19 protein-coding genes and 5 tRNA genes are annotated in these 26,027 nt (G+C 39.2%); 11 read left to right on the top strand and 13 right to left on the bottom strand.

Translation table 11 applies throughout. From position 1 onward, the window contains the following. Positions 1 to 17: 17 nt before the first annotated feature. The 8 genes from nusG to G7B20_RS04425 all read right to left on the bottom strand — a co-directional run bounded on the left by nusG (position 18) and on the right by G7B20_RS04425 (position 2,726). Positions 18 to 563, bottom strand: a complete 546-nt coding sequence (gene nusG, locus G7B20_RS04390; RefSeq protein ID WP_164108805.1) for a transcription termination/antitermination protein NusG — start codon at positions 561 to 563, stop codon at positions 18 to 20. Positions 564 to 583: 20 nt separating this feature from the next. After that, positions 584 to 775 carry a preprotein translocase subunit SecE gene (gene secE, locus G7B20_RS04395; protein WP_164108806.1) on the bottom strand — a complete coding sequence of 64 codons (192 nt, stop codon included), beginning with the start codon at positions 773 to 775 and terminating at the stop codon, positions 584 to 586. A 24-nt stretch (positions 776 to 799) separates the two neighbouring features. Continuing rightward, a tRNA-Trp gene (locus G7B20_RS04400) sits at positions 800 to 870 on the bottom strand. Positions 871 to 1,024: 154 nt separating this feature from the next. After that, on the bottom strand, positions 1,025 to 2,209 hold the full coding sequence (gene tuf, locus G7B20_RS04405) for an elongation factor Tu (protein WP_079641244.1): 1,185 nt from the start codon (positions 2,207 to 2,209) through the stop codon (positions 1,025 to 1,027). 75 nt (positions 2,210 to 2,284) lie between these two features. Continuing rightward, positions 2,285 to 2,356, bottom strand: a tRNA-Thr gene (locus G7B20_RS04410). An 85-nt stretch (positions 2,357 to 2,441) separates the two neighbouring features. Continuing rightward, positions 2,442 to 2,514: transfer RNA gene (locus tag G7B20_RS04415), tRNA-Gly, on the bottom strand. Between the two features lie 32 nt (positions 2,515 to 2,546). Next, positions 2,547 to 2,627: transfer RNA gene (locus G7B20_RS04420), tRNA-Tyr, on the bottom strand. Between the two features lie 26 nt (positions 2,628 to 2,653). After that, positions 2,654 to 2,726, bottom strand: a tRNA-Thr gene (locus tag G7B20_RS04425). A 484-nt stretch (positions 2,727 to 3,210) separates the two neighbouring features. Between G7B20_RS04425 and G7B20_RS04430 the strand changes: the two genes are divergently transcribed. Further along, positions 3,211 to 4,356, top strand: a complete 1,146-nt coding sequence (locus tag G7B20_RS04430) for a BamA/TamA family outer membrane protein (RefSeq protein WP_164108807.1) — start codon at positions 3,211 to 3,213, stop codon at positions 4,354 to 4,356. Positions 4,357 to 4,360: 4 nt separating this feature from the next. Here G7B20_RS04430 and G7B20_RS04435 read toward each other — a convergent pair whose 3' ends face one another. The 4 genes from G7B20_RS04435 to G7B20_RS04450 are packed head-to-tail and all read right to left on the bottom strand — an operon-like array spanning position 4,361 to position 8,945. Then, positions 4,361 to 4,816 carry a hypothetical protein gene (locus G7B20_RS04435; protein WP_164108808.1) on the bottom strand — a complete coding sequence of 152 codons (456 nt, stop codon included), beginning with the start codon at positions 4,814 to 4,816 and terminating at the stop codon, positions 4,361 to 4,363. Between the two features lie 28 nt (positions 4,817 to 4,844). After that, complete coding sequence (locus G7B20_RS04440) at positions 4,845 to 6,164, bottom strand: sensor histidine kinase (RefSeq protein ID WP_164108809.1); 1,320 nt, start codon at positions 6,162 to 6,164, stop codon at positions 4,845 to 4,847. Between the two features lie 3 nt (positions 6,165 to 6,167). After that, positions 6,168 to 7,580, bottom strand: coding sequence for a sigma-54-dependent transcriptional regulator (locus G7B20_RS04445; RefSeq protein WP_317164265.1), 1,413 nt, complete (start codon positions 7,578 to 7,580; stop codon positions 6,168 to 6,170). Positions 7,581 to 7,631: 51 nt separating this feature from the next. Continuing rightward, entirely contained in the window at positions 7,632 to 8,945 is a 1,314-nt protein-coding gene (locus G7B20_RS04450; RefSeq protein ID WP_164108810.1) for a TolC family protein, read from the bottom strand. Positions 8,946 to 9,211: 266 nt separating this feature from the next. On the opposite strand from G7B20_RS04450, the gene G7B20_RS04455 reads away from it, so the two are divergent. From G7B20_RS04455 to G7B20_RS04500, 10 genes are all read left to right on the top strand, one after another. Then, complete coding sequence (locus G7B20_RS04455; protein WP_164108811.1) at positions 9,212 to 10,462, top strand: efflux RND transporter periplasmic adaptor subunit; 1,251 nt, start codon at positions 9,212 to 9,214, stop codon at positions 10,460 to 10,462. 79 nt (positions 10,463 to 10,541) lie between these two features. Further along, the gene (locus G7B20_RS04460; RefSeq protein WP_164108812.1) at positions 10,542 to 11,219 is read left to right on the top strand and encodes an ABC transporter ATP-binding protein; all 678 of its coding nucleotides are present in this window, start codon (positions 10,542 to 10,544) and stop codon (positions 11,217 to 11,219) included. Positions 11,220 to 11,418: 199 nt separating this feature from the next. Next, positions 11,419 to 13,800: an ABC transporter permease gene (locus G7B20_RS04465; protein WP_164108813.1), complete on the top strand. Its 2,382-nt coding sequence runs from the start codon at positions 11,419 to 11,421 to the stop codon at positions 13,798 to 13,800. 12 nt (positions 13,801 to 13,812) lie between these two features. Then, positions 13,813 to 16,221 carry an ABC transporter permease gene (locus tag G7B20_RS04470; RefSeq protein WP_164108814.1) on the top strand — a complete coding sequence of 803 codons (2,409 nt, stop codon included), beginning with the start codon at positions 13,813 to 13,815 and terminating at the stop codon, positions 16,219 to 16,221. A 28-nt stretch (positions 16,222 to 16,249) separates the two neighbouring features. Next, positions 16,250 to 17,158 carry a hypothetical protein gene (locus G7B20_RS04475; protein ID WP_164108815.1) on the top strand — a complete coding sequence of 303 codons (909 nt, stop codon included), beginning with the start codon at positions 16,250 to 16,252 and terminating at the stop codon, positions 17,156 to 17,158. Between the two features lie 173 nt (positions 17,159 to 17,331). Then, the gene (locus tag G7B20_RS04480) at positions 17,332 to 17,553 is read left to right on the top strand and encodes a helix-turn-helix domain-containing protein (RefSeq protein ID WP_164108816.1); all 222 of its coding nucleotides are present in this window, start codon (positions 17,332 to 17,334) and stop codon (positions 17,551 to 17,553) included. Between the two features lie 814 nt (positions 17,554 to 18,367). Then, positions 18,368 to 20,785 (top strand): ABC transporter permease, encoded by a 2,418-nt coding sequence (locus tag G7B20_RS04485; protein WP_164108817.1) that lies wholly within the window; start codon positions 18,368 to 18,370, stop codon positions 20,783 to 20,785. A gap of 22 nt (positions 20,786 to 20,807) precedes the next feature. After that, complete coding sequence (locus G7B20_RS04490; protein ID WP_164108818.1) at positions 20,808 to 23,207, top strand: ABC transporter permease; 2,400 nt, start codon at positions 20,808 to 20,810, stop codon at positions 23,205 to 23,207. A gap of 66 nt (positions 23,208 to 23,273) precedes the next feature. Beyond that, a complete protein-coding gene (locus G7B20_RS04495) occupies positions 23,274 to 23,939 on the top strand; it encodes an ABC transporter ATP-binding protein (protein ID WP_164108819.1) in 666 nt (221 codons plus the stop codon). A 47-nt stretch (positions 23,940 to 23,986) separates the two neighbouring features. After that, positions 23,987 to 24,835, top strand: a complete 849-nt coding sequence (locus tag G7B20_RS04500; RefSeq protein ID WP_164108820.1) for a transglutaminase-like domain-containing protein — start codon at positions 23,987 to 23,989, stop codon at positions 24,833 to 24,835. Here the strand turns inward: G7B20_RS04500 and G7B20_RS04505 are convergent. Beyond that, a complete protein-coding gene (locus G7B20_RS04505; protein ID WP_164108821.1) occupies positions 24,832 to 25,953 on the bottom strand; it encodes a hypothetical protein in 1,122 nt (373 codons plus the stop codon). The genes G7B20_RS04500 and G7B20_RS04505 overlap by 4 nt on opposite strands. Positions 25,954 to 26,027: the final 74 nt, after the last annotated feature.

Consider the following 26,027-nt stretch of genomic DNA (forward strand, 5'->3'; position numbering starts at 1 on the left):
TTATTAATAAGCACCGACTATTCTTTTTCAACCTGCATATAGTTAAGTTCTAAAGGAGTCTTACGTCCAAACACCTTAACCATAACCGTTAATTTCTTTTTATCTTCATGCACCTCTTCAACCTCACCAGTAAATCCATTAAACGGACCATCGATTACCTTAACAGATTCACCGACAAAGTAAGTCATGTTGATAGACTCTCCCTGCTCAGCCATCTCATCCACCTTACCTAAGATACGATTAATCTCTGCCTGACGCAACGGAATGGCTACGCCAGCTTTATCTCCTAAGAAGCCAATAACACTATTTAGGTTTTTGATAATATGCTCAATCTCACCATCCAAAGCTGCCTCAATCAATACATATCCAGGGTAGTAATTTCGCTCTTTTGCAACTTTCTTACCATCACGCATTTGGTAATACTTCTCCATCGGTATTAACACCTGAGGAATCAAATGCTGTATCCCCAACCGATTTACTTCAGCCTCTATATATTGCTTTACCTTTTTCTCTTTACCACTCACAGCACGCACTACGTACCATTTCAACGTTTGATCTGCCATAATACTAATTGATAGATTGCTTACTTAGTACCGTACAACAACTCCAAAATATTACTTGAAGCCTTATCCATTGCCAACACCACCATAGCGATTATTAAGGAAGCTATAAGTACAACCACAGCGTGGTTTTGTAACTGAGACCAAGTAGGCCAAGTAACCTTCTGTGTGATCTCTTCGTATGACTCTTTAAAAAAACCAAGTACGTTAGCCATTTTTTGATTATTTAAGTTATTATGCACGGGCACCAGGACTCGAACCCAGACCAAAGGTTTTGGAGACCTTCGTTCTACCTTTAAACTATGCCCGTGTATTTCTTATTTTGTGTTGCAAATATAGTGTTTTAAACCGTTTGCAGCAAATATTTTTTACTTTTATTTCAGAATAATTTACTGATATAAAATAAAAAAAGCCAATCAGCTTTCACTGATTAGCTTTTCCTATTTTATATTAATCTATATAGATTAAATGATTTCAGTTACCTGACCAGCACCTACTGTACGACCACCCTCACGGATAGCGAAACGTAAACCTTTCTCCATTGCAATCGCAGAGATTAATTTCACTGTAATTGTAACGTTATCACCTGGCATAACCATTTCAGTACCTTCTGGTAAAGAGATCTCTCCTGTTACGTCAGTTGTACGGAAATAGAACTGAGGACGGTATTTGTTAAAGAATGGAGTGTGACGTCCACCTTCTGCTTTTGACAATACGTAAACCTCAGCTTTGAAGTGATCGTGAGGAGTTACTGAACCTGGTTTACAGATAACCATACCACGTTTGATATCAGTTTTCTCAATACCACGTAACAATAAACCTACGTTATCACCAGCCTCACCGTAATCTAAGATTTTACGGAACATCTCAACACCAGTTACTGTAGATTTCAAGTTCTCAGCACCCATACCTAAGATCTCAACTGGATCTCCAGAGTTAATTACACCTCTTTCGATACGACCTGTAGCAACTGTACCACGACCTGTGATCGAGAACACGTCCTCAACTGGCATCAAGAAAGGAAGATCAGTCAAACGTGGAGGAATTGGAATGTAGTTATCTACAGCATCCATCAATTCCATAATTTTCTCAACCCACTCAGGCTCACCGTTCAATGCACCTAAAGCAGATCCTTTAACTACTGGAATATCATCACCTGGGAACTCGTAGAAAGATAATAACTCACGAACTTCCATCTCAACTAAGTCTAACAACTCTGGATCATCAACTAAGTCTGTTTTGTTCATGAAAACTACTAACGCAGGAACACCAACCTGACGAGCCAATAGGATGTGCTCACGAGTTTGAGGCATAGGACCATCAGTAGCAGCAACTACGATAATAGCGCCATCCATCTGAGCAGCACCAGTTACCATGTTCTTAACGTAATCGGCGTGACCTGGACAGTCAACGTGTGCATAGTGACGGTTAGCTGTTGAATATTCAACGTGTGATGTGTTAATCGTGATACCACGTTCTTTTTCTTCAGGAGCAGAGTCAATTGAATCAAATGAACGAGCTTCTGATAAACCTTTATCAGCCAATACTTTTGTGATAGCAGCTGTAGTCGTTGTTTTACCGTGGTCAACGTGACCGATAGTACCAATGTTTAAGTGCGGTTTACTACGGTCAAATTTCTCTTTTGCCATGTTTATGCGAATTAGTAATTATTAAATATTCTTTATTAAATTTTATACAAAAAAAAATAATAAACTAAATTATCGAGCCAAAGATGGGATTTGAACCCACGACCTCTTCCTTACCAAGGAAGTGCTCTACCCCTGAGCTACTTCGGCTTTATAAAAGCTTACTTACAGATTTATGCCCCCACCTAACATCATAATTTACGAAAGATAGAGACTAAAAATCTTGAAATTAAAGAGCGGAAGACGAGGTTCGAACTCGCGACCTATAGCTTGGAAGGCTATCGCTCTACCAACTGAGCTACTTCCGCTTTTGACCTCTTTTACAAGGTCATAAAAAGTGTGGAGGGAGAAGGATTCGAACCTTCGAAGCCGAAGCAACGGATTTACAGTCCGTCCCATTTGACCGCTCTGGAACCCCTCCAGACCTGCAACTTTCGTCGCATTTAGAGCCTCCTATCGGAATCGAACCAATGACCTACTGATTACAAGTCAGTTGCTCTACCAGCTGAGCTAAGGAGGCTTTTATTACATTTTATTCAAAATCTCTAAGAACATCTGTTACTTCTGAACAGCGAGTGCAAAAATCAAAATTTTATTTCAAACTTGCAAGAGATATTTTAAAAAACTTTTTTCTTTTTTCTTCTTAAAGAACGTTATCAAATCCTAAAGAAACAATCGATGTTTCCGTTTTCGATGATGCAAAGATAGACACAGAAATGACTTATCAAAAATATTTTTCTAAAAAAAACACGACTAGATATTCATTACGCTGATATGCAAGTAAATAATTTTCACTTTCAAATATGAAATAGCAATAAGCAAGTTCATATTTGAAAGTCCGATGAAAAGAAAACGCCTTTTGAAGTAAAAAACAGAAAAATGATTTCCTTCACTTTTTTAACCAAAGAAGTACAAATAGGCCAATTCCACCTTAGTTTTTCCAGTTCGTATTCGAGATTCCAAAGCATTTTATCTAAGTTTGATGCTTTGAATTTTCATATTACATGATTCGACACAAACTATTATGCAGTCTTCTCTTTACAGGGATCTCCTTATCCGCTGTTGCACAAAAAGAAGATAACCTGATTAAAAAGGTTATTAAAAAAGTATTTTCCTCCACAAACGATAGTACGAGGGGTCCTAGTTTCATGGTTTTACCAGCTGTTGCCTACGCCCAGGAAACAGGTTTGGAAATAGGTATAGCAAGCACTTATAACTTCTACATGGACCGGACTGACCTGCAGAGCAAGACTTCAAACGTCATGCTTATCGCCACCGTGACGACCGAAAAACAAAAGAAAGTAAACTTGACCTCCGATCTATGGACCAAAGGCAACAAATACCACATACTTACAGACATACGTCTCCGTGACTGGCCGTTCAACTTCTATGGGATAGGCAACGACACCTGGGAAGTAGATGAAGACTATCTAGAACAGACTTTATACCGATTCAAAGTAGACGTAGAAAAAAGACTTGCACCAAAATTTTACTTGGGTGTAAACGCAAATTACGATTATTTCAAATTCAGTGATATCGAAGCCGGTGGAATCTTTGAATCTCCAGAAATATACGGTAAGTCAGGGGGGCAATTTCTAGCTTTGGGCGTTTCTGCACTTTACGATACCCGGGACGTAACGACATTCACCACAAAAGGATTTTACGGAAGAGTAAAATACGCCTACGCGCCCGATTTCTTCGGTAAAGAGAATTACCAAGGGAATATGATAGAAGTAGATATGCGTGGTTATTATCCCTTTTCAACTAAAGTCAGCTTAGCAACACAGGGAATATACCGGGGCACATATGGAAATAACATTCCGTTTTATGCTATGCGCGATCTCGGTGGAGATATGAGTATGCGAGGATATTATCTAGGTCGCTATAAAGACAACAACTATGCTACAGCACAAGCTGAATTACGTTACCGATTTATGCCTCGATTTGCTGCAACTGGCTTTGTAGGCACAGGAAGTACATTTTCAAAATCAAACAATCTGCGTTTGGTACCTAGTTACGGTGGCGGGATCCGCTACTTCTTTAGTATAGAACACAGTAGTAGTATTCGATTAGATTATGCTTTTGGAGAAAAAAGAGCTGGAGAAAAAAGGCAATCTGGATTTTATCTAAGTGTTAGCGAAGCATTCTAGCCCTTCATCTCCAATACGGAAACCGCAACTTAAAAAATTCCTTAGGCTGCTCACGTCGGTAAAAAACCAAACCATAGTAAAACAAATCTATGCAGACAATAAAACGCGGATCTTGGCATACCAAATGCCAGGTCTGCCTTATCGTCCTATCTTTATAGATATTCGGAATTACCAAATACTTAAACTCTCGAACGAGCACTGCAAGCTCCTCCACATTCATCGTAGACTTTTCAACAATCAAAGCCCTATCTGCTCCTAAATCTAGGTTAGACTGGACATAAGTCACTTCAAAGTAATCGGCTACATCCATTAATAGTTCATCCTGTTTACTGCCAACAGCATGTTTCTTGGATTTAGCATAGATGGCTTCATCCGCCAATTTATACACAAATGGAGAATGTGTGCCATGTCGACTATTCGAGGTGAGAAAATGTATCACCCCTTTCCAGAAATACCTCATACTGCAAAAATAGGCTTTAAACCAGATATTAGAAATTCAAAGTAAATACACTCCCTTTTCCTTCTGTACTATCCACCATAATATTTCCACCATGAACCAGCATAATCTGTTTACTGAGTGTCAATCCTACACCCGTCCCAGTTTTCCGTGTCGTAAAAAAAGGTGTAAATATCTGTTCTTGTAGTTCTGTAGACATACCCTTACCATTATCTGTCACTTCGATACGCACCTTTCCGTCTTTAGCCTTAGCTGTTATGCTAATATAAGGATTCTTACAGTCACTCACTGCCTCCATTGCATTCAATAATAAATTAATCAAAACCTGTTCAATTAGATTCCTATCCGCATACAGAAGCAACCGTGTATCCTTTATGATGATATCAACATCAATTCCCTTCTGGAGCATAGTCGGTTCCAAAAGTTGGTAGATCTCTTCAAAAACATCGATAAGTAATACATTCTTAAAATCAGGATGATCTACTTTATTAATCATCCGATAACTCTTTGCAAATTGCAACAAACCTTCGCTACGTCGCTTTATAGTATAGATCCCGACCCTAAGATCTTCCGTATCTTCGTCTCTATATCCTGCTGCCAACCGCCCATGTAAGGTCTCTGCCAACGAACTAATCGGAGCAATAGAATTCATAATTTCATGGGTCAATACACGGAGTAATTTATGCCAGGCCTTAGTCTCGGCCTCATCGATAGCTTCATTTATATTTTGACAGACTACAATCCGGAACAGTCCATCCTGGGTTTCAAATTCTGAACTATTCATTAAAAGTTTAATCTTTCCCCGGATAGAATTTATTGTTTCTGTCTGCTGTTTGCCGACTTTAAGCCCTATCGTCTTTTCATACAGCTCCTGATGCCGCTTGATCAAACCTTTAATATTTCCAAGATGCGGAGTATTAAATAATTGCTTAAAGGCATCATTAATCCACACCACCTTACCGGATCCTGCCTCATAAAATATAATAGCCGAATCCAACATATTGATAACCTTGTTTAAATACTGATGTTGTATTTCCTGGTCTATACTGATGCGTTTATATACTGAATTAACATCGTTAAAAGCTGTAAATAATTTTCCCTCAACAGTTTTCAGATTTTTCACAACAAATCTTCGAGTAAAATCTCTATACCGGACAGCTTCAGCAAAATCCAACACATAACTCAAAAAGCGTCTTTCGACACTCAACCAATAATAAGCTATCCCAAAAAGCACCAAGAAAAGTAATACAGCATATAAAACATAATTCTCAAATAATAGATAAGCTATTCCCGTGCACCCGACCAATAAAAGACCAACCTTTAGCAAGAAGAAAAAACTGGATTTGCCCATTTATCAGATATTATATTTTTCCATTCTTCTGTACAATGCAGCGCGTGTCAACCCCAATTCTTTAGCGGCTTTACTAATATTACCGTTGAATCGTTCAATAGCAGACTGTATAGCTTTACGCTCCATCTCCTCCAGACTTCGATTTCCATAAAGACTACTTTCTAGGGTATTCCCTGGCGAAGCGACCTGTTCTATCGGTGAAAAAAGTATATCGTGATCTTGTATACTCTGCTTTTCGCTCATGATGACAGCCCGCTCAATACTATACTGCAACTCCCGGACATTGCCAGGAAAATGGTAGGATCTTAACTTCTGTAAAGCATCTCTTTCCAGACCTTCTAGATTTTTATGGTACTTCTTATTATAAAACCTCAAAAAGTGATTAGCCAGAAGCACAATATCTTCTCCCCGTTCACGTAAAGGTGGTACTTGAATTTCTACTGTATTAATCCTATAAATAAGATCTTTTCGAAATCGGTTCTCATCTGCCAACGCCCGTAATGGCACATTTGTAGCGCTCAATAATCGTATATCTATTTCTATCCCGGTGTGGGATCCTAAAGGTGTCACATGCCGGTTTTGCAGTACACTAAGTAATTTAGACTGTTGATGTAGACTAATGTTACCGATCTCATCCAAAAATAAAGTCCCTTTCTGTGCAGCTTCAAAACGTCCTGAACGGTCTTCCCTAGCATCCGTAAAAGCACCTTTTTTATAACCAAACAGCTCACTCTCAAAAAGCGTCTCTGTTAATGCCCCCACGTCCACCTTTACATAAGCCCCTCCTCCTCTTAACGAACGCTTATGTAAAGCTTTTGCAATAAGGTCTTTCCCGGTTCCGTTCTCTCCCAAAATCAAGATATTTGCTTCCGTCGGAGCCACCTTATCTATTTTATATTGCAGATCCTCCATTATCCCCGAACTCCCTACCAAATCATCCTCATCACGTTGGATCGCCACAGTTTTCTTTTTTCCTTTTTCCTTTACCTCACCGTAAGCCGATTCCAGTGTGCTGAGCAATTGCTCATTCTGCCAAGGTTTAACGATAAAATCAGAAGCACCCAATTTTAACGACTTGACGGCCAGATCTACCGCTCCATAAGCAGTAATCATCACCACCCGTATGTGAGGGTATATTTCTTTAATCTTTCCAAGCCAAAATAGCCCTTCATTCCCTGTATTGATTGCACTTTTAAAATTCATATCCAGCATAATAATATCTATTGTATGCTTTGATAGCATATTCAACAGGTTCTCAGGATTCCGCTCTACCAGAATTTCGTTGACCAAAGGCTTCAATAAGATCCTTACTGCTGTCAGTAGATCTTGATCATCATCAACTATTAATACGTTGGCTTTTTTCATCGTATATAATACGTTTTTTTTAAAAGTGATGAAGCTATTAAATTTATTCATCCCCTTATGTGGTTTGAATAAATTATGATGGTTTCATCAGACCTAAAATAACTATAAATTTATCGTTCCAGCGTAATAATCATTGATATATTTTTGCAGTATCATTTCATACTGCTTAATCAACAACTGCATTTTAGTATTATCCATTTTATTCTTGGCAGTCAGGAAAACTACCGAATTACTATTTCCAGCATCAAAATGGACCTGCGCAATACGAAAAGACTCGGCATAACTTTTTTCTTGCTCCCGAAGATTGACGACATTCACCTGTAATATCTCCAGATTAAACACAGTTTTAGCAGTCTCTTGGCGAAGAGCATTTTTAGCGATCTCTTTATTCAAAATCGCTTCCTGCAAACTCAACTGCGCCAGTTTAACCTGGTTCCGGACCCGGAACTTATTAAATATAGGAACACTGAGTCCTAAAGAAAATCCCTTCGACAAATAATTATTCATCTGCTCCCAATAGTTGCTTTCATTAAGACTGGAAAAACGGGACCAAAGTCCACCACTGAATGTCAACGACGGGAAATAGGCCGATCTTTCCACTTTTATTCCATTCTCAGCTTCCTTTATACGCCAATCAAAAGCCTTGTACTGAGGCAAGGTATGCAAAGCTCTCGTATATAGATCCTCTCCAGATCTAACAGCTGCCTCTACAGATAATCCAAGAGGTTCGAGATCACTTATACTATCCAATGGCATATCCAGAAGAGATGCCAGCCTCAGTCTGTTGATATTTAACAGACGCTTGCTCTCTTGTACAGCATTATGATCCGCTCGAAGTTGTCCTTGCAGGTCATGGTAATCTCCAGGGTTTACCGCTCCCTCTATATGCAATACAGCAGTACGGTTTGCATTTTCTGCCGTAACTTTCATTTGCCCCTCCGTTTGTGCCAATATATCTTTTGCGGTCAGGACTTGAACATAAGCTTCTAAAACATCGAGCTTGAGTTCATTAATCGCATGGTCAAACTCAAGCTTACCCGCCTCCTTTGCATTCGCACGCATGCGTACTGTATGCAACACCTGAAAACCGTTGAATATGGGAACATTCAAATTTAAAGACTGATTTCCCGAAAAGTAGTTCTGTTCAACAAATTGGTTCGTAGTCGGGTTTACACTTCTACCTTCGTTATAGCCATGTCCTAATTCCGCATTCAGGCTGGGCAACCTATTATTTTTAGCCTGCTTAAGCGCGATTTCATTTTTCGACAGGTTTAATTCAGATTGTTGCAATCTGGGATTCCGCTTCAATGCTAAATCAATACAGTCGGCAAGGGACAAACTGCCCGTTTGTCCTTTGGCCAACATAAAACAAACAGTAAATAAACACAAAACAATAACTCCAACAATAGACTTCATTTTCAATAATTAAAATTACAATAAGCCATCCACAGCACGTGCCAAAAACATAAACAACTATAAACCAATATCGTATAAACGAAAATTGGGCACAAGTGTCCACTGACGGACAACAAGTGTTCGAATACGGACACAGGAAAACACCAAAAACAAATAAACAACTACAAAACAGCGTTTTACAAAAATGGCACAAGATTGAATAAACATATATCATGATGTCCCTACGACAAAATAGAACATCAAAAAATAGATTTTTACTTTATTTAATGGACAGACCAATACAACAAAAGAAATGGAACACCAAGCGTATTCTCACTTTCGCCGGAATTGCAAGTGTTATCGCCCTAATAGGCGCCAGTTATTATTTCACCAGTGGAAATAGCCGTCTCAATGTAGAAGCCGACCGCATCAGCATTGTTGAAGTAAAAGAGGGGACCTTTCAGGAGTTCATCCCTATCAACGGCACAGTATTGCCTATCAGCAGCATCTATTTAGATGCATCTGTGGGAGGACGCGTAGAAGAAAAATATGTTGAAGATGGTGCGATCCTGAAAAAAGGAGATGCTATCATGAAGTTATCAAATACCGATCAAGAGCTTAGCTTAGTTCAGCAAGAAACACAAGTATTAAATCTACTTACCCAAGGACAGATCGCTCGCACCAACGCCGAACAGGTATCGATAAACAATCGAAACCAAATGGCCGATGTTGAACAAGCCTTCCGTGAATCTGCCAGAGTCTACAACCTTAACAAAAAACTATTTGCTGAAAAAGCGATAGGATCGCAAGAGTTCGAAAAATCAAAAAATGAATACAACTATCAAAAGGAAAGAGTAGCTTTAACTAAACAGATCTTACGTCAAGACTCGATCTCAACAAACCAAAAAAGCAGACAAGATCAAGAGACTTATCAACGTACACAAAGCGCCTTGGAACTTATGCGTCGTAAAGTAGGCGATCTTATACTAAGAGCACCAGTTGACGGTCAACTAACATCCTTCGATGCAGAAATCGGGCAAAACAAAAATGCGGGAGAACGTCTTGGTCAGATTGATGTACTGACCGGCTTTAAGGTACGCGCAGAAATAGATGAGCACTATATCAACAGAATCTTTACTGATCAAATTGGGGAGTTCGTATTAAGTGGAACACCTTACAAATTAAAAATCAAAAAGGTTTATACACAAGTAACCAATGGTCGCTTTCAGGTCGACATGGAATTTTTAGGAGAAGCTCCAAAAACAATTAGAAGAGGACAGACACTGCAAATACGTTTATCATTGAGTGACGAAACAAAAGCATTATTACTGGCCAAAGGCGGTTTTTATCAACAAACCGGAGGCAATTGGGTATTCAAATTGGACAAATCTGGATCTACAGCTTATCGTGTAGACATACAATTGGGCAGACAAAACCCAGATTTTTATGAAGTAATCAGCGGACTGAAGCCGGGTGACGAAGTAATTGTGTCTAGCTATGAGACTTATGATAAGATACAGGAGTTAAATATTAAATAAGTAGTGGGTATTGAGATACGTTCTCTATAATCTAGGACTTCATAACGGTATAACTTGATAATAAGATAACTTAACAACAATGATAAAAATAACTAACCTGCAAAAGTACTACCGCACCGAGGAAGTTGAAACAGTTGCATTGAACAACGTAAACATCCACATAAAAGAAGGCGAATTTGTCGCTGTTATGGGGCCATCAGGTTGCGGCAAATCAACTCTACTCAACATTGTTGGACTTCTTGACGATTTGGATGAAGGTAGTTATCTCTTTAACGGCACCGAGGTTGCTAAGTTCAAAGAGGGCAACCGCTCCAATCTTCGAAAACACAATATTGGTTTTGTATTTCAAAGTTTCAATCTCATCGATGAGCTTACTGTATTTGAAAACGTAGAGCTCCCCCTAGTGTACGCCAACATTCCTGCAGCTGAGCGCAAACGACGTGTCGAAGAAGTTCTCGAAAAAGTACAGATTATGCACCGACGTAACCACTTTCCACAACAACTTTCAGGAGGTCAGCAACAGCGTGTCGCCGTAGCAAGAGCTGTGGTGAACAACCCTAAGTTAATTCTTGCGGATGAGCCCACTGGTAATCTGGATTCGACCAATGGTAACGAAGTGATGCAATTACTTACTGAGCTCAACGAATCTGGAACAACCATCGTAATGGTGACACACTCCGAACACGATGCAAAATTTGCAGACCGTGTAATAAGAATGCTGGACGGACAAGTGATATTGGAAACTCAAACTGTTTAGAGATTTAGCAGGATGTAGTACACTTTTTATTGCTCTATTATCTGTAAGCTACCAAACACTAAAGGCAGCTAGACGCAATCCTATAGAGAGTTTGAAGGACGAATAAGGAATGATTATTAATGTTAAATGATTAATGAGTAACATGTAAAGACCACACGAATGTCTCCGTACACAATACTCACATCTTAATACTAAAGACATGATCAAAAACTATATCAAAATCGCCTGGCGAAAACTTTGGAAAAACAAAGTCTATTCCGTCATCAATATATTGGGTTTGGCATTAGGGATCAGTGTAACCTTAATCATTGCATTATGGGTCAATTCCGAATTAAAGTACGACCGCTTTTATACCCTAACAGACAGGCTCTACCAAGTCTACACCCGGGACGCATTTGATGGTCAACAGCATACCTGGGGAGGTACACCTGCTGTACTGGGGCCTATTCTAAAATCAGAACATCCAGAAATTGAGTACATGGCCCGAGTATGGAATATAGATCATCGTATTCATTCAGAAGGCACATCTGGTTTCAAAGCAACAGGTATTGCTAGCGACGCTGCATTCTTTAATCTTTTTGATTTTCAATTTATTAACGGAAATTCACAAACACCCATTGATCGTCCAGATGCTATCGTACTCACAGCGTCTATGGCGAAGAAACTATTTGGTTCTCTAGATGTCGTTGGCAGATATCTAGATTTGGATACAGTGACCTCTCTTACCGTAGAGGCCGTTATCGAGGATATCCCGCACAATTCCAAGTTTGAAGGAGTTGATTTCTTCTGTTCATGGAACTATCTTTCCAAAACAGGCCACAAATTTACCGATTCATGGACAGCCTATAACCATCAGACCTACGTCTCTATAAAAGAAGGAATAGATCTAACCGCGGTCGATAGTAAAATTGAAAAACTTGTTGCAAACCATACCAATGGGGACACCAAAGCCAGTATCTATCTATATCCAGCAAGCCGTTGGCACCTCTACAATAAATCAGTCAACGGACAGATGGTAGAAGGTAATATGGTCACCTTACGGATGTTTGCACTCATCGGATTGTTCATTCTTTTGATCGCCTGTATCAATTTTATCAACCTAAGCACAGCAGGCGCAGAGCGAAGTGCAAAAGAAGTTGGCATCCGCAAGGTCGTCGGCGCCTCAAAAAGATCATTAGTTAAACAATTTCTATTAGAGTCGTTCATTCTGACACTTCTTGCCGGTATTGTTGCCCTTGCACTTCTTATATTGGCTCTACCGATATTCAATGGCATTATTAAAGGAAACATCTCCGTCAACGATCAATCTCTCTTTTTTTGGAGCCTGTTTGTTTTAATTTTAATTATATCTGCTATTGGTGCAGGCATATATCCCGCATTTATTTTGTCTTCTTTCGAACCGACAAAAACCTTAAAAGGTAATTTACCAGTTTTAAGATCAGGCCTAAAACCCCGACAAATTCTGGTTATCCTACAATTTGTCATATCGATATGCTTAGGGATCTGCACTTTTATTATTAGTCAGCAAATACGCTACGGTCAGGATCGAGACAGTGGCTACGATCAAAGCAATTTGGTGTACCTCCCGCTGGAGGGGAGACTGAACGACAATTACGAAGCCTTAAGAAATGAGCTAATTCAGCAGGATATTGCAAGCAGTATTACGAAATCATGGGGACGTATCAGCCGTTACGGCAGTAATAGTTGGGGGTATACCTGGCCTAATTCAAAGCCTGAAGATTACGATATTGTATTCAATAATATGAATGCAGATCGGGATTTTATCAAAACAATGGGAATCCGTCTACTGGAAGGACGAGATATCGATATTGATAAACACCCTTCCGACTCTACAGCGGTATTATTAAACGAAACAGCGATAAAGCGCATGAGACTTTCAGATCCAATTGGTGCTCAGATAATAGCAGCAAAAGGTACACCTTACGAACGGACGTTGAATGTCGTTGGCATTATTCAGGATTTTGTATGGCAGTCTCCTTACGACGATATCGAACCTATGCTGATCCAAGGTCCGAACTGGTCGGATTATATACACATCCGCCTGAATCCATCAAAAAGCTTAGCGTCTAACATCGCCAACATTGAACTTTTATTGAAAAAATTCAATCCAGATTTCCCAACTGATCTGCATTTTGTGGATGAAGAATATACTCAAAAATTTGCTAATCAAAAACGTACGGCCAGACTCACAGGCCTATTCTCCGGATTAGCCATTTTTATTGCTTGTTTAGGTCTTTTCGGATTAGTATCCTTCTCCACCATCCAACGACAAAAAGAGGTAGGTATACGTAAAGTATTAGGCGCATCGGTAGCTAGTATCGTCTCGATGTTATCAAAAGACTTTCTAAAGCTAGTGATCCTCGCCATACTAATAGCTTCTCCGATAGCTTGGTGGATTATGAATAAATGGTTAGACAGCTTTGCACATCGAATCGATATTACACCAGGCACATTTCTTCTGGCAGGAGCCTTAGCTGTTGTTCTTGCACTTATCACCATTAGTACTTTAGCCATCAAAGCTGCACTAAGCAATCCAGTTAGTACCCTTAGAGACGAATAAAAAAATAAGACAATGGAATTTTTAAACGCCGCATTAAGACATATCCGTAAACATAAATTGATTACCGCAATCAATGTTATGAGCTTAGCCATTGGCATTAGTGCTACTTTAGTCATATTTCTATTAATTCAATACGACTACAGTTTTGATAAAAAAGTAGAGAATAGCGATCGAATATATCGGATCGTAAGTGATGGGGAGTTTAAAAACCCTGGTGTACTCGTTCCCTTAGTACGTGCATTGGAGAATGAGTCCACCAGTATCGAAACAATTGTCCCCTTATATCGCAGCCATAAGAGTAAACTAAAAATATATAAGGACAGTACAGCCGAATACCAGGTCTTTCCTAAAGAGTCAGGAGTAGTCTTTACCAACAGCAACTATTTCAGTCTATATCCACATCAATGGTTAGTCGGTAACGCTGAATCGTTAAATACACCAAACAACATTGTACTGACACAAAAGGATTTTAGGCGCTATTTCCCTCAAAAGCGCCCTACAGAAGCGATTGGAAAAACACTGATTTTTGCAGATTCTGTTATTCTTACCCTGACAGGTGTCGTCCAGGAGATGGCTCAAAATTCTGATTTTAAGTTTAACAGCTTTATTTCAACCGCAACTATCCCTGTATATCCGTCCCTTAAACAGATATTCAGCTGGGATGCATGGAATAACTATACAGACGCATACCAATGCCTCGCCTTAGTAACCGCCGGAACGACTCCATCAAAAATAGAATCCGAAATCAAACAGATCCTCAAACAACACAAGCCCAAAGAGGAAAATGGTTGGAAAGCCGGCACTTTTACACTGCAACCACTGTCCGATATCCACTTTAATAGCGATTTTAATTACAACGCTGTTAAATCGGACACTACCCGCAATCTTATATTATTAGCCCTATTTCTTCTTACTTTGGGTATTATAAATTTTGTCAATTTATCGACAGCACAATCTATCGAACGCGCCAAAGAGGTGGGAATACGCAAAACCTTAGGTAGTTCAAAACAAAGACTGGCATTACAGTTCTTAACAGAAACCTCAGTTATCGCACTTACAGCTAGTGTATTTGCTCTACTGCTGCTACCGCTCCTACTACATGCCTTCGAGGGCTTTATTCCGCAAGGGTTGAAATGGACGGATATGCCCAAGTTGGACATGGGTATTTTCCTCGTAGTTCAACTTCTCATAGTGACCTTCTTAGCCGGTTTTTACCCAGCATGGATATTAACGGGCTATTCGCCTGCATTAGCCCTAAAAAATCAAGTCTCTAAAAACACCAATCTATCCCGAAGTGTGTGGGTGCGTAAAAGTCTTACTGTATTTCAGTTTGTGCTAGCACAACTGTTCTTAATCTGCGTACTTATCGTCGTAAAGCAAATCAATTTTGCTACAAACAAAGATATGGGTTTTAAAAAAGAAGCTATTGTCAACTTCTACATCCCCGGCAGTTTTCGAAACTCAGCGCAAGGCCAATTATTAAAAACTAAACTGAGCAACATTCATGAAATAAAAGCGGTAAGTTTTGGGAACCAATCTCCGGCATTTTTAGGAACGATGACCTCCACGCTAGGGTATGACGGAGTGAATGGTTCCGAAAACATAACTATGGACGCCCGTAATGGTGACGAAAATTATATCGATGTATACAATCTAAAGCTCATAGCAGGTCGCAATATCCGCTTGTTAGATTCAACCAGCGAAATGCTAATCAACGAAAAAGCACTAGCACTACTCCATGTTCAATCTCCCGAAGAAGCAATCGGTAAGACTTTTAATAATGGAGATAAAAAAATTGTCGGTGTACTACAAGATTTTAACATCGCGTCTGTTCGTACCGAAATAGCTCCAATGATGTATTGGGGCACCAAAGATGGGTATGTTATGCATGTTGCGCTAGATCCGATGCATCCCGAAAATTGGAAAATCGCTTTGGACAAAATGAAGGCTGCATTTAAATCCATTTTTCCCGATGACGAATTTGACTACACCTTCCTCGACCAGACTGTGGAAGACTTCTATAAGGCGGAACAACAATTGTCCCAACTATTAGGATGGTCAGTAATCCTATCTGTAATCATAGCAGGGCTAGGGCTCTTTGGACTTGCTATATTTACAGCCAACCAACGTACAAAAGAAATCGGTATCCGCAAGGTACTAGGTGCTTCCGTTGGACAAATTGTGTTCTTACTGTTAAAAAATCTGCTTGGCCTGGTTTTAGTAGCTTGCTTAATAGCCTTTCCAATAGCATGGTACCTTATGAATAAGTGGTTAGATAATTTTGCATACAAAACCGATATAAATTGGTGGATATTCGTAATTTCAACATTTGGCCTTATAACAGTTGCTATGGCTGTCCTTTTATCCAAAACACTCCTTGCTGCTAAGGCCAACCCTGTTGATAGCTTAAGAAATGAATAAACATATTTGAAACCTTAAACATAAAAACATGAATAACCTAATTAAGACAATTGTATTACTGCTCATAGCCAATCACGCTATAGGTCAACAAATGGTAAAAAAGGAAACCTTTGACCTAAACAAAATAAAGGAGCTGGTAGTCCATACCTCTGGCGGGCAAATTAAAGTTGACGGAACGAAAACCGGGCCTGCCTCGATAGAAGTCTGGGTATCCCGAAATGGATCCCGTCTTAGCTCTTCGGACAATCTAGAGGCTTTACTTCGAGAACATTTCGATGTAAGTATTGAATTGCAAGGAGGAAAACTTAGCGCCACTGCTAAACGCAAAAATGGAAAGCGCGGTAACAATCCGCTATCCGTGGCTTTCCATGTTATCGTCCCTCAAAAGATCAATACCAACCTTCAAACCGCTGGCGGAAGCATCAATTTAAATACGCTTAGCGGACTACAAAATTTTCAAACCTCAGGAGGCAGTCTAAATTTAAAAACAATATCTGGACAGATCAGTGGACAGACTGCTGGGGGAAGTATCAACGCTGTGGACTGCGACGGAACTATCCAATTAACAACTTCGGGCGGTTCCATCAATCTGGATCAGGTTACGGGCAAAATTACTGTTTCAACCAGTGGAGGCTCTATTAATGGAAAAAAACTATCGGGCACTATCCAAGGACAAACGAGCGGTGGCAGTATTACCATGGATATGCTAAATGTGTCGGATAATATCGCATTCTCCACTGCTGGTGGAAGTATAAGAATCCATGTTCCACAAGGAAGCTATATTATAGACCTCAACGGATCACGTGTTAGCCTACCCTCTTCCGCCAACTTCAGTGGTATTTCTAAAAAAACGTTTGCAAAAGGAACAATCAATGGCGGTGGTAAAAAAATTAGCGGAAGTACTTCAGGTGGATCCATATCACTTGAGTTTAAGTAGGCTATCATCATAAAAACAAGCCGTAGGTTGCTGAATAAAAATTTGCAAAGATGATATTTATATAGTTTATCAGTACAACACAATAGAAAAACAATTAACATTAAAATATTCATTAAACTAATCCATACATTTTATACATTTATCTATACATACAAATAGATGAACACACGAACATGACTAGACTTGGAGAATACTTAGCCAAAAAATCGGTAAATAAATCAATGATCGCCCGTAAAACTGGACTCAGTAAAGCGAGAATTAATGAACTAACAATGACGGATACCTCCAAACTACGCCTCGACGAAATGTATCTAATTGCCCTAGCTATCGATACCAATCCGTGTGAAATGATGAACACACTTTGTAAGGATCTGGCTCTACAAGAGGAGAAATAGGCTTCTTTTCAAATATCAAACCTGACCAAAGTCACAAAAAAGAGCTCTCTAAAAAATCCTTTGTCGCTGTGCTTCTACGCTCTGATTAATTGAGTCGCAGAAGTACAGCTGAACTAAGAGTTTGACCTGAGTATCTAAGCGTTAGTCTATTGCATTTAAAATCTTTCAATATCACCTCGTAAAGCCACTGATAGCAAAAATTTTTAGCTTTCTCCAGGCACGGATACATTCGTTCAAATACTCGCTCCGAATTAAGTTGGAACAATCATTTAGTTGTTTTTACAAGTATTGTTTTATCCACACATTTACCACCTAGTCAGAGGTTCTTGAATTTGATTACGAATTTGTTTCCTAACGTTTTTATCTCCTTTATGACAAGTTCTAAACACCTATATTATTGATTATATATTTATAGTGATATTATAGAGTTATAATAGAGGTTTTATAGAGGGTTCATAGAGGTAAAACACTAGAAACCATCTGTAATATCTCTATTAAGATACGAGTTACTATCTGTTATCATATAAGCAAGATAGGACTTGTAAATAACCAGTCTCTTTACTGTCACCTGTTAGAGATTTGTGACATGTTGTTCGGGCTACTTAAAGACCAAAAAAAAAGATAGTTGCATATGTGATGACTAAGCAATTTTATTTCCTGAGAGTATTATTGTCCATAAATGTACAGCCACTGTCCGAAATCGAACAATGAAACATTAACTAAAAATAATAAAACACTAATAAACAACACTTTAGACAAACGGCTTGCGATTTGAAAGAATCACTAAACGGTTCAAACAAACAATTATGTCGCAATGAAAAATGCCCTTTACAGCACCTGGAGAAATATAAGAAAACGTAAACTACAGACCTTTATCCAAATCAGTAGCCTCACGTTGGCTTTTGCCGTAGGTGTAATCCTTTTCTTATCCGCTAGCTTTGAACTATCATTTGATAATTTTCATCAAAATAGCGCTCGTATAGGAGCTTTATACTTCGAATCGCAAGAGAACCATAAAAGTACAGCCAACAATTCTATGCCTGTTCCACTTGCCACAGCCCTGAAGCAAGAACTCCCCTATGTTGAGAAAGCTACACGTGTGGGCAATGGCGGATTAGTTTTAAAAACACAACAGAAAGAGATCAGCATAGGCACTAAATATGTAGATCCTGATTTTTTCTCCATCTTCAGCTTTGAAATGGCAACTGGAAATAGCCATGCATTAGATGACCTTGACAATATTGTCCTTTCACAATCTACTGCCGAGAATCTTTTCGGAAATATAGATCAAACCATTGTCGGACGTCAAATCGAAGTCAATATCAATGGACAATGGCAGAACATGCAGATTTCTGCTATTATAAAAGATGCCCCTTCAAATTCTAGTTTAACCTTCCAATCTTTACTCCGGTTCGAAAAATTTCCTAATTCTTTTGATAAAAGCAGCTGGTCTAATAAAAATCACAATGTATTTGTTCTCAGCAAAGAATCACCCATCAATGCTCATGTTTTTGCTAACGCCGTAAAACCATTTACAGAGAAGTATTTTGCTGAAGACATCAACAAGCTAAAACGAGATGGAGCTAGTCCCAACAAAGATGGAAGTTACTTGGCACTATCACTCATCCCCTTTCAAGACTATCACCTCAATGATTTACAAATAGGAAATACCACTAGCCCCACCCTTCCTAAACTCTTGCTAGGATTGGCCCTGCTGATATTAATAATATCAGTCAGTAATTTTGTAAATATCCAATTAGTCACATCCATTTCACGTAGCCAAGAGGTAGCTATAAAAAAAACATTGGGCGGTAGCTCCGTACAGATTAGTATACAGTTGTGGCTAGAGACACTAATTTGTTGCATAGTATCACTAGCCTTAGGTTTTTTATTAGCTTGGATACTCCTACCTTTTTATAACGCGAATACCCATTACCGGATAAAGTTGGAAGACTTGTTTTCCTGGACACACCTCATAATAACCTGTCTTTCATTCCTGATCATCAGTATTATTGCCGGTGGCTATCCTGCCTTACGTATCACGAGACAAAGCATTTCTACACTCGTAAAAGGCAAATCGGGTATCCAGAGCCGTTGGAGCATGCAAAAGATATTGCCACTCGTTCAATTTACAATTGCTATCGTGCTCATGGTCTGTAGTGTTGTAGTTGTTTTGCAAATCAACCATATTAAAGAAATGCCTTTGGGATTTGAAAAAGAACAAGTCATCAGCATTCCAATTGGTCCGAAGATAGATGCAAGTCAAGCCCTACAAAAAATGCGCTTAGCAGTCTCCTCTAATCCCCTGGTAACCGGAGTTACAGCCTCCGACATCAACCTCGGGCTCGGTCGGGACGGTAGCCAATCCACTTCACAGCTAGGTTTTGATTATCAAGACAAGGGAATTACCACGAACTGGCAACGTGTAGATTTTGATTATTTCAGTACCCTAGATATTCCATTGATTGCAGGCCGGGAGTTTTCTCCAGAAAGACCAGCAGATTCAACAGCCTTGGTCATTAATGAAAAAATGGCTGCTCAACTAGGCGGAGTGGAAAATATACTCAACAAGCCTCTTCCTTTATTTGATAAGCAAATGACGGTTATTGGTGTCGTTAAAGATTACAATTTCAAAGACCTGAGACAAGGTATAGAGCCTTTATCCCTATTTATCGATCCGGGTTTGGGATTTAACATCAAATACATCTTAGTTCGTATCAAATCCAACAACCTAGTACAATCCTTAAAAGAGGTGGAAAGCATATGGAAAAACATCTATTCGGATTACAAAAATGACGCGTCTTATCTCGACGAAAATACGGACCGTATGTACCAGCAAGAGCAGCAGATGATGAAAATTATAAGCGCAGGTGGGATCATTGCAGTTATAATAGCCTGTATGGGGCTTTTTGCCGCTGCTCTCGTGGCTATCAGTACGCGTGTAAAGGAAATCGGTATCCGAAAAGTATTGGGAAGTACAATCTGGAAACTGGTCTTATTACTATCGCAAGATTTTCTACGAATTGTAGCTTTATCCCTGATCTTGGGGCTACCTATTGCATGGTATATTTCCAACGAATGGCTCAACACCTTCTCCTACCGCTTTCACTTTCATCCAGGAATACTGCTATTGTGCGCATTAGCCATGATGGCTTTGGCTTGCCTCACCATATGTATACATACGATCAAAGCAGCAAGTGTAAATCCGGTAAACTCACTTAGAGATGAATAGCAATTAATATAAAGAAACAATAATGACAAAATACTTCTTTACCTTCCTATTTAGAAGCTTGTTAAACAACAAGTTTTTTGCACTTATAAATATCACTGGATTGGCACTGGGTTTTGCAGGCTTTATATTAGCTTATCAATATATCAACCGCGAAAGAAGCTACGATCAATGGAACCCGAATTACGAGTACATTTACCGCATAGGACTAACATATCAGGGCAATTACTCTCCGATCACCCCGCCGTCATTGGCTAAGACGATTAAAAGTCAATTGCCAGAGATTGAACAAGCAGGCTTAATCTTAGACTATTCATACAGTAATTACCCCATGTTTGGTAAAGAATCTGTCAACGTCAGAAAAACATTGCTGATAGACTCGGGCGCTGCGAAAATCTTTCAGATTGAATCGATGACAGGTCCGCTTTACAAATCCACGGGTCAACAGGAAGCCTCTTTGGTGAGTGAAGAGTTAGGAAAACGCCTTTTCGGAAAAGAATATTTAGATTTTTCGGCACCAAAGAACGTTTCGGTTCTAAGTATTCACCATGGTTTTAAAGAAAAAATTTATGGTATAGGTAAAGATAGAGCTTTGTCACTTATTGACTACGACTTACTCCTTATAAAAGAGATCGACAGTGAGCAACAAGGAAACCCATACAATTACCACACCTATATTCAAGCAAAGCCTGGTACAAACATTTCCTTGCTAGCGGACAAAATAACTAAAATATATCAGGAGCAAACAGCACAAGAAGGCCTGATCAAACATTCCTCCTTTGCCAAAGGCAAGATCTATCTGGATCCGTTATCCAATCTACATCTACGGCCCAAAGATGGATCAAACGGCCCTTATCTTACGCTCTGGATATTGGGAATTTTATCCGCACTGACCTTAGTTTTGTCCGCAATCAATTTTGCTAATCTCACCATGGCGCAAGCTGATAGTCGTGCAAAAGAAATAGGTATAAAAAAAATGTTCGGTAGTTCAAGATCGTCGATCACATTACAACTACTGGGAGAGATCCTTACGCAGTGTTTGCTAGCGGCCTGTGTAGCTGGTCTTGTACTGCTCTTGACCGGAAATATGTTGAAGACCTGGCTGAACGAAGATCTAATAGACTATTTATTTCATACGACGACCCTACTTCAATTGTTATCGGCCATTTGTGTCACCAGCATCATTGCTGGATTTTATCCTGCCGTAATTTTAGCTGGCTATAAAATCGGTACTACCATCAAAGGAAAACTACAAACGAATCCGAAACGTGTATACCTCCGTAACTCACTCTTAGCGTTTCAGTTTTTTATAGCGTTTTCATTTATCTGTGGAGCTCTCTTGGTATATCAACAAATGCAATTTGTCAAAGAAACAGATAAAGGATTCAGCACCGATCAGGTCATTAACTTCAAAGGTGTAGGTCTGTACTATGATATGAAACCTGATGGAACCTTTTATGATTTCAAAAGAAGATTGACCCAAAGCCCAAATATAGTATCCGTATCCTCGGCAACAAATATTCCTGCGGGCGCTGATGCCCCCCCAAAAAAACATTTCACCTATCAAAATCAAACCATAGAGCTCGATCATATAGGTATTGATATCGGTTATTTCGAGACTTTAGATATAGCAGATGTAGCCGGAGCAGGCGAAATATCCCTAGACCAACTTCTAAAAGACAGTACGGAAAACTATGCGGTAATCAATGAAACTGCGGCCAAAGAATTGGGCATTAGAAGTCCCTTTGGAGTAAAAATAACCGGTTGTGAAACAGATTTTACCGTCACAGCCATCGTCAAAGACATAATTGCTTACGGGTTTGAGAATAAAATTGCTCCTACCGTTTATTCCTATAAAAATGAATGTGGCCCAGGACGATACAAAACTTCCGTAATCGTAAAAACAAAGGCAGGAAAAACGAAAGAAGCCATACAGGCGGTAAAAGAGGAATGGATTAAAAATCCTTCTGCAGAATCTCTGCCGCTGGATTATGAATTTTTAGATTTAGCTTACGCCCAATTGCATGCAAAACAGAGCCAGCTAGAAATACTCTTGAATGGATTCACGATGCTTTCTCTTTTTATCGCTATGCTCGGAATATTCAGTGTCTCGGCTTACGATATTGTCGTCCGTAACAAGGAAATTTCAATTCGTAAGATCTTAGGTGCTACCACAAAGGATATTTTATTCCATCTCAATAAAACATATATTTACATATTGGTAACGGCTAGTGTGCTAGGAATACCAATAGCCTATTTTCTGATGAAGGACTGGCTAAATAACTTTGCTTATAAGGTGAGTATTACGCCTTGGATATTTATCCTAAGCATTGGTGTTATAGCTTTTATATTAACAATAATAGTCAGTTTTCAATCCCTTAAAGCTGCTAGAAGTAACCCTATCGATGCACTTAGAGATGAATAAAAAACAAAGAATAAAAGAGCTAGACCTAAAAATCGCGCTCTTAGTACTCAAATCTAATATCTAAAAATGATAAAACTAGAAAACATATTTAAATGGTACAACGTGGGTGGTGCACGATCATTTGTACTAAAGGACATTAATTTGAATATCGATCAAGGGGATTTTGTCTCTATAATGGGGCCTTCCGGATCTGGAAAATCCACTTTACTGAATGTAATCGGGTTACTTGATGATCCCAATGAAGGGAACTACTATTTTATGGAGGAAGATGTGCTTGCACTGAAAGCGAAAAAAAGGGCTGCCTTATTTCAATCACATATGGGCTATGTCTTTCAATCTTACCATTTGATTGACGAGCTTACTGTTTATGAAAATATAGAGACTCCACTTATCTACAAAGATCTATCAGGTAAAGAGCGAAAAGCGATTGTCGCTGATATGTTAGACAGATTCGGTATTGTAGGTAAAAAAGACCTCTTTCCATCTCAACTCTCTGGCGGACAACAACAGGTTGTAGGCATTGCTAGGGCATTGGCATCATCGCCTAAATTATTATTGGCAGATGAACCTACAGGTAATCTCAATTCCAAGCAAGGAGAAGATATCATGACATTATTTAAACAGCTGAATGAGGAAGGAGTTACAATCATACAGGTAACCCACTCCGAAAAAAATGCGGAGTACGGCCACCGTATCATCAACATGCTAGATGGTCAATTAAAAGACAAATAAAGAGCAGAATATTGTACAAGCGCTTTCTTTTTCCTAAATTAGTATATATGGAGGAAAAGGAACTGAAAGCGCTTATCTCTTTATTGGATGATCCAGACACGGAGATTTTCAATCAAGTGGAGCGGCAGTTGATCACTTGCGGACCAGAGGTGATACCCCAACTCGAAGCGAGCTGGGAGTCTTCGTTTGATCCTTTGTCCCAGACCCGCATTGAAAATATAATCCATAAAATCCAATTCGATCAGGTTCAAAATGATCTTCAAATCTGGGCCTTACAGAACAATGAGGATCTTTTAGATGGTTTATTGACGATCAACAGGTATCAATACCCAAATCTAGATGAGAATGCGGTCCATTTCCAACTAGCGGAGCTACGAAGAAATGCCTGGTTCCAACTTATGTACGAAATGAGCCCATTAGAAAAGGTTAAACTTTTAAACAATATCATTTTTCGGGAATTTGGACTTTCGGGTAATACAACAAACTATCACGATCCTCAAAATTCTTTCCTGCATAAAGTCCTCGAATCAAAAAAAGGGAACCCTATCTCCCTTGCTTGCATTTACAGCATTATCGCTCAAAGTCTTGATATTCCGATTTATGGTATTAACCTTCCAAAACATTTCATAGTTGCTTACATTGAGGAAGAACACGAAAGTCCTTTATTTTATATTAATGTATTCAATCGGGGACAAGTCATGAAACACGATGATATCTATTCTTTTCTTAAGCAACTGAATCTTCCTCCCAAAGAAGACTACACGCTGCCCTGTACAAACATTGCTATCATCAAGCGTGTATTACGCAATTTAATGACTGCTTACGACAATTTGGGGAATATCGAAAAAAGAGAAGAAGTGAATACCCTTCTACTCCTACTATCCGATTTGAATTAACGAGAGTCTAAAGAGATTGACCGAGGACGTCTGTTGTTTTCAATCGTAATTTCATCATTGGGAGCGACGTTTCCTGTATCACTAATGAGAAAACGAAAAACTCTCCGCGCAACAGGGTCGGCCACAAAGAAGTATTTCCCATCTTCTTTGGTATCGATAGCCACATCTATGGGTTCTTGCAGCAGCGTAAGAGCACCCGTTACAATCCGTGTCGGTGTTATCGTTTGTGAAGACTGATATTGTGAAAACTTCTCGAAAACCAAAATCTTTCCAGAATTTGCCTGGTCTTGAACGTAGTCTGTCAACAATAAAATATCAGCACTGGCAGAATAGGACAATCCTCTGATATTCTGTGCATCGGCAACTTTCAAAACATATTTTTCGGGGGCTTTCATAAGCGTATCCCCTTTATTTAATAACTGAGGTATAAAGTTCTTGTAAACGACTACTCCACCATCTTTCTCTGTTGCATTAGAAATAACTAAATCATTTTTAATGGCTATAACTCCCCATGGATTATGGTCAAGTTTCATACGATACCGTGGTCTTGTAAAGTTTCCTTTGTTACGTGGCCTATCAATCGCAAACAAAGTATAGTCTGGTACTGCTGTTTCAGTAGCGGGGGTTCCTTTGGTCGTATCTGAAGCATTTGCAAAGAGGAGAAAGTCTTCCGAGAACTTGTCATCATTGACTACGGTATAATATAATCCTCTCACTTTATCATAAATTCGATTTCTTATACTTGTTCCATTACTAATCACTCCTGTCTTACTAACCTCCAATACATGTACCGCAGTGTCGAGATTGGACTTGCTATTTAAGCTCCCATGAAAGAGTGATCCACCAGAAAACGGACTAAAGTGAATCATATTTCCTCCCTTTGCACCGGATGCTATCTTGAAAGAGAAAGTCTTAGGCAGTTTCTCACCATCAACGCTATCCAAAGCCCACACATTATACAGGTCAGCTGCCGCTGAGCCACTCGCATAATCCTCCGTAGAAATATACAATCTAGATATAGACTTTCGCACACGCTCTGGTTCATCATCGTCGCGCTTACAGGCTACAATCGAAACTACTATAAATACTGCAACTATAGAAAAGAGATAATTCTTCATGCTATGGATTAATTCTTAATATGCAAACTTATATAAAATGCTTTATATTCACGAACTCCTGTTCGAAAATTTGG

Source organism: Sphingobacterium sp. xlx-96, from assembly GCF_011007365.1.
In the GTDB taxonomy this organism is placed as follows: Bacteria; Bacteroidota; Bacteroidia; order Sphingobacteriales; family Sphingobacteriaceae; genus Sphingobacterium; species Sphingobacterium luzhongxinii.

What these genes read in the sequence shown, in the direction of transcription:
- nusG (WP_164108805.1), bottom strand. Translation starts at nt 563, where the DNA reads ATGGCAGATCAAACGTTGAAATGGTACGTAGTGCGTGCTGTGAGTGGT.
- secE (WP_164108806.1), bottom strand. Translation starts at nt 775, where the DNA reads ATGGCTAACGTACTTGGTTTTTTTAAAGAGTCATACGAAGAGATCACA.
- tuf (WP_079641244.1), bottom strand. Translation starts at nt 2,209, where the DNA reads ATGGCAAAAGAGAAATTTGACCGTAGTAAACCGCACTTAAACATTGGT.
- G7B20_RS04430 (WP_164108807.1), top strand. Translation starts at nt 3,211, where the DNA reads ATGATTCGACACAAACTATTATGCAGTCTTCTCTTTACAGGGATCTCC.
- G7B20_RS04435 (WP_164108808.1), bottom strand. Translation starts at nt 4,816, where the DNA reads ATGAGGTATTTCTGGAAAGGGGTGATACATTTTCTCACCTCGAATAGT.
- G7B20_RS04440 (WP_164108809.1), bottom strand. Translation starts at nt 6,164, where the DNA reads ATGGGCAAATCCAGTTTTTTCTTCTTGCTAAAGGTTGGTCTTTTATTG.
- G7B20_RS04445 (WP_317164265.1), bottom strand. Translation starts at nt 7,580, where the DNA reads ATGAATAAATTTAATAGCTTCATCACTTTTAAAAAAAACGTATTATAT.
- G7B20_RS04450 (WP_164108810.1), bottom strand. Translation starts at nt 8,945, where the DNA reads ATGAAGTCTATTGTTGGAGTTATTGTTTTGTGTTTATTTACTGTTTGT.
- G7B20_RS04455 (WP_164108811.1), top strand. Translation starts at nt 9,212, where the DNA reads ATGGACAGACCAATACAACAAAAGAAATGGAACACCAAGCGTATTCTC.
- G7B20_RS04460 (WP_164108812.1), top strand. Translation starts at nt 10,542, where the DNA reads ATGATAAAAATAACTAACCTGCAAAAGTACTACCGCACCGAGGAAGTT.
- G7B20_RS04465 (WP_164108813.1), top strand. Translation starts at nt 11,419, where the DNA reads ATGATCAAAAACTATATCAAAATCGCCTGGCGAAAACTTTGGAAAAAC.
- G7B20_RS04470 (WP_164108814.1), top strand. Translation starts at nt 13,813, where the DNA reads ATGGAATTTTTAAACGCCGCATTAAGACATATCCGTAAACATAAATTG.
- G7B20_RS04475 (WP_164108815.1), top strand. Translation starts at nt 16,250, where the DNA reads ATGAATAACCTAATTAAGACAATTGTATTACTGCTCATAGCCAATCAC.
- G7B20_RS04480 (WP_164108816.1), top strand. Translation starts at nt 17,332, where the DNA reads ATGACTAGACTTGGAGAATACTTAGCCAAAAAATCGGTAAATAAATCA.
- G7B20_RS04485 (WP_164108817.1), top strand. Translation starts at nt 18,368, where the DNA reads ATGAAAAATGCCCTTTACAGCACCTGGAGAAATATAAGAAAACGTAAA.
- G7B20_RS04490 (WP_164108818.1), top strand. Translation starts at nt 20,808, where the DNA reads ATGACAAAATACTTCTTTACCTTCCTATTTAGAAGCTTGTTAAACAAC.
- G7B20_RS04495 (WP_164108819.1), top strand. Translation starts at nt 23,274, where the DNA reads ATGATAAAACTAGAAAACATATTTAAATGGTACAACGTGGGTGGTGCA.
- G7B20_RS04500 (WP_164108820.1), top strand. Translation starts at nt 23,987, where the DNA reads ATGGAGGAAAAGGAACTGAAAGCGCTTATCTCTTTATTGGATGATCCA.
- G7B20_RS04505 (WP_164108821.1), bottom strand. Translation starts at nt 25,953, where the DNA reads ATGAAGAATTATCTCTTTTCTATAGTTGCAGTATTTATAGTAGTTTCG.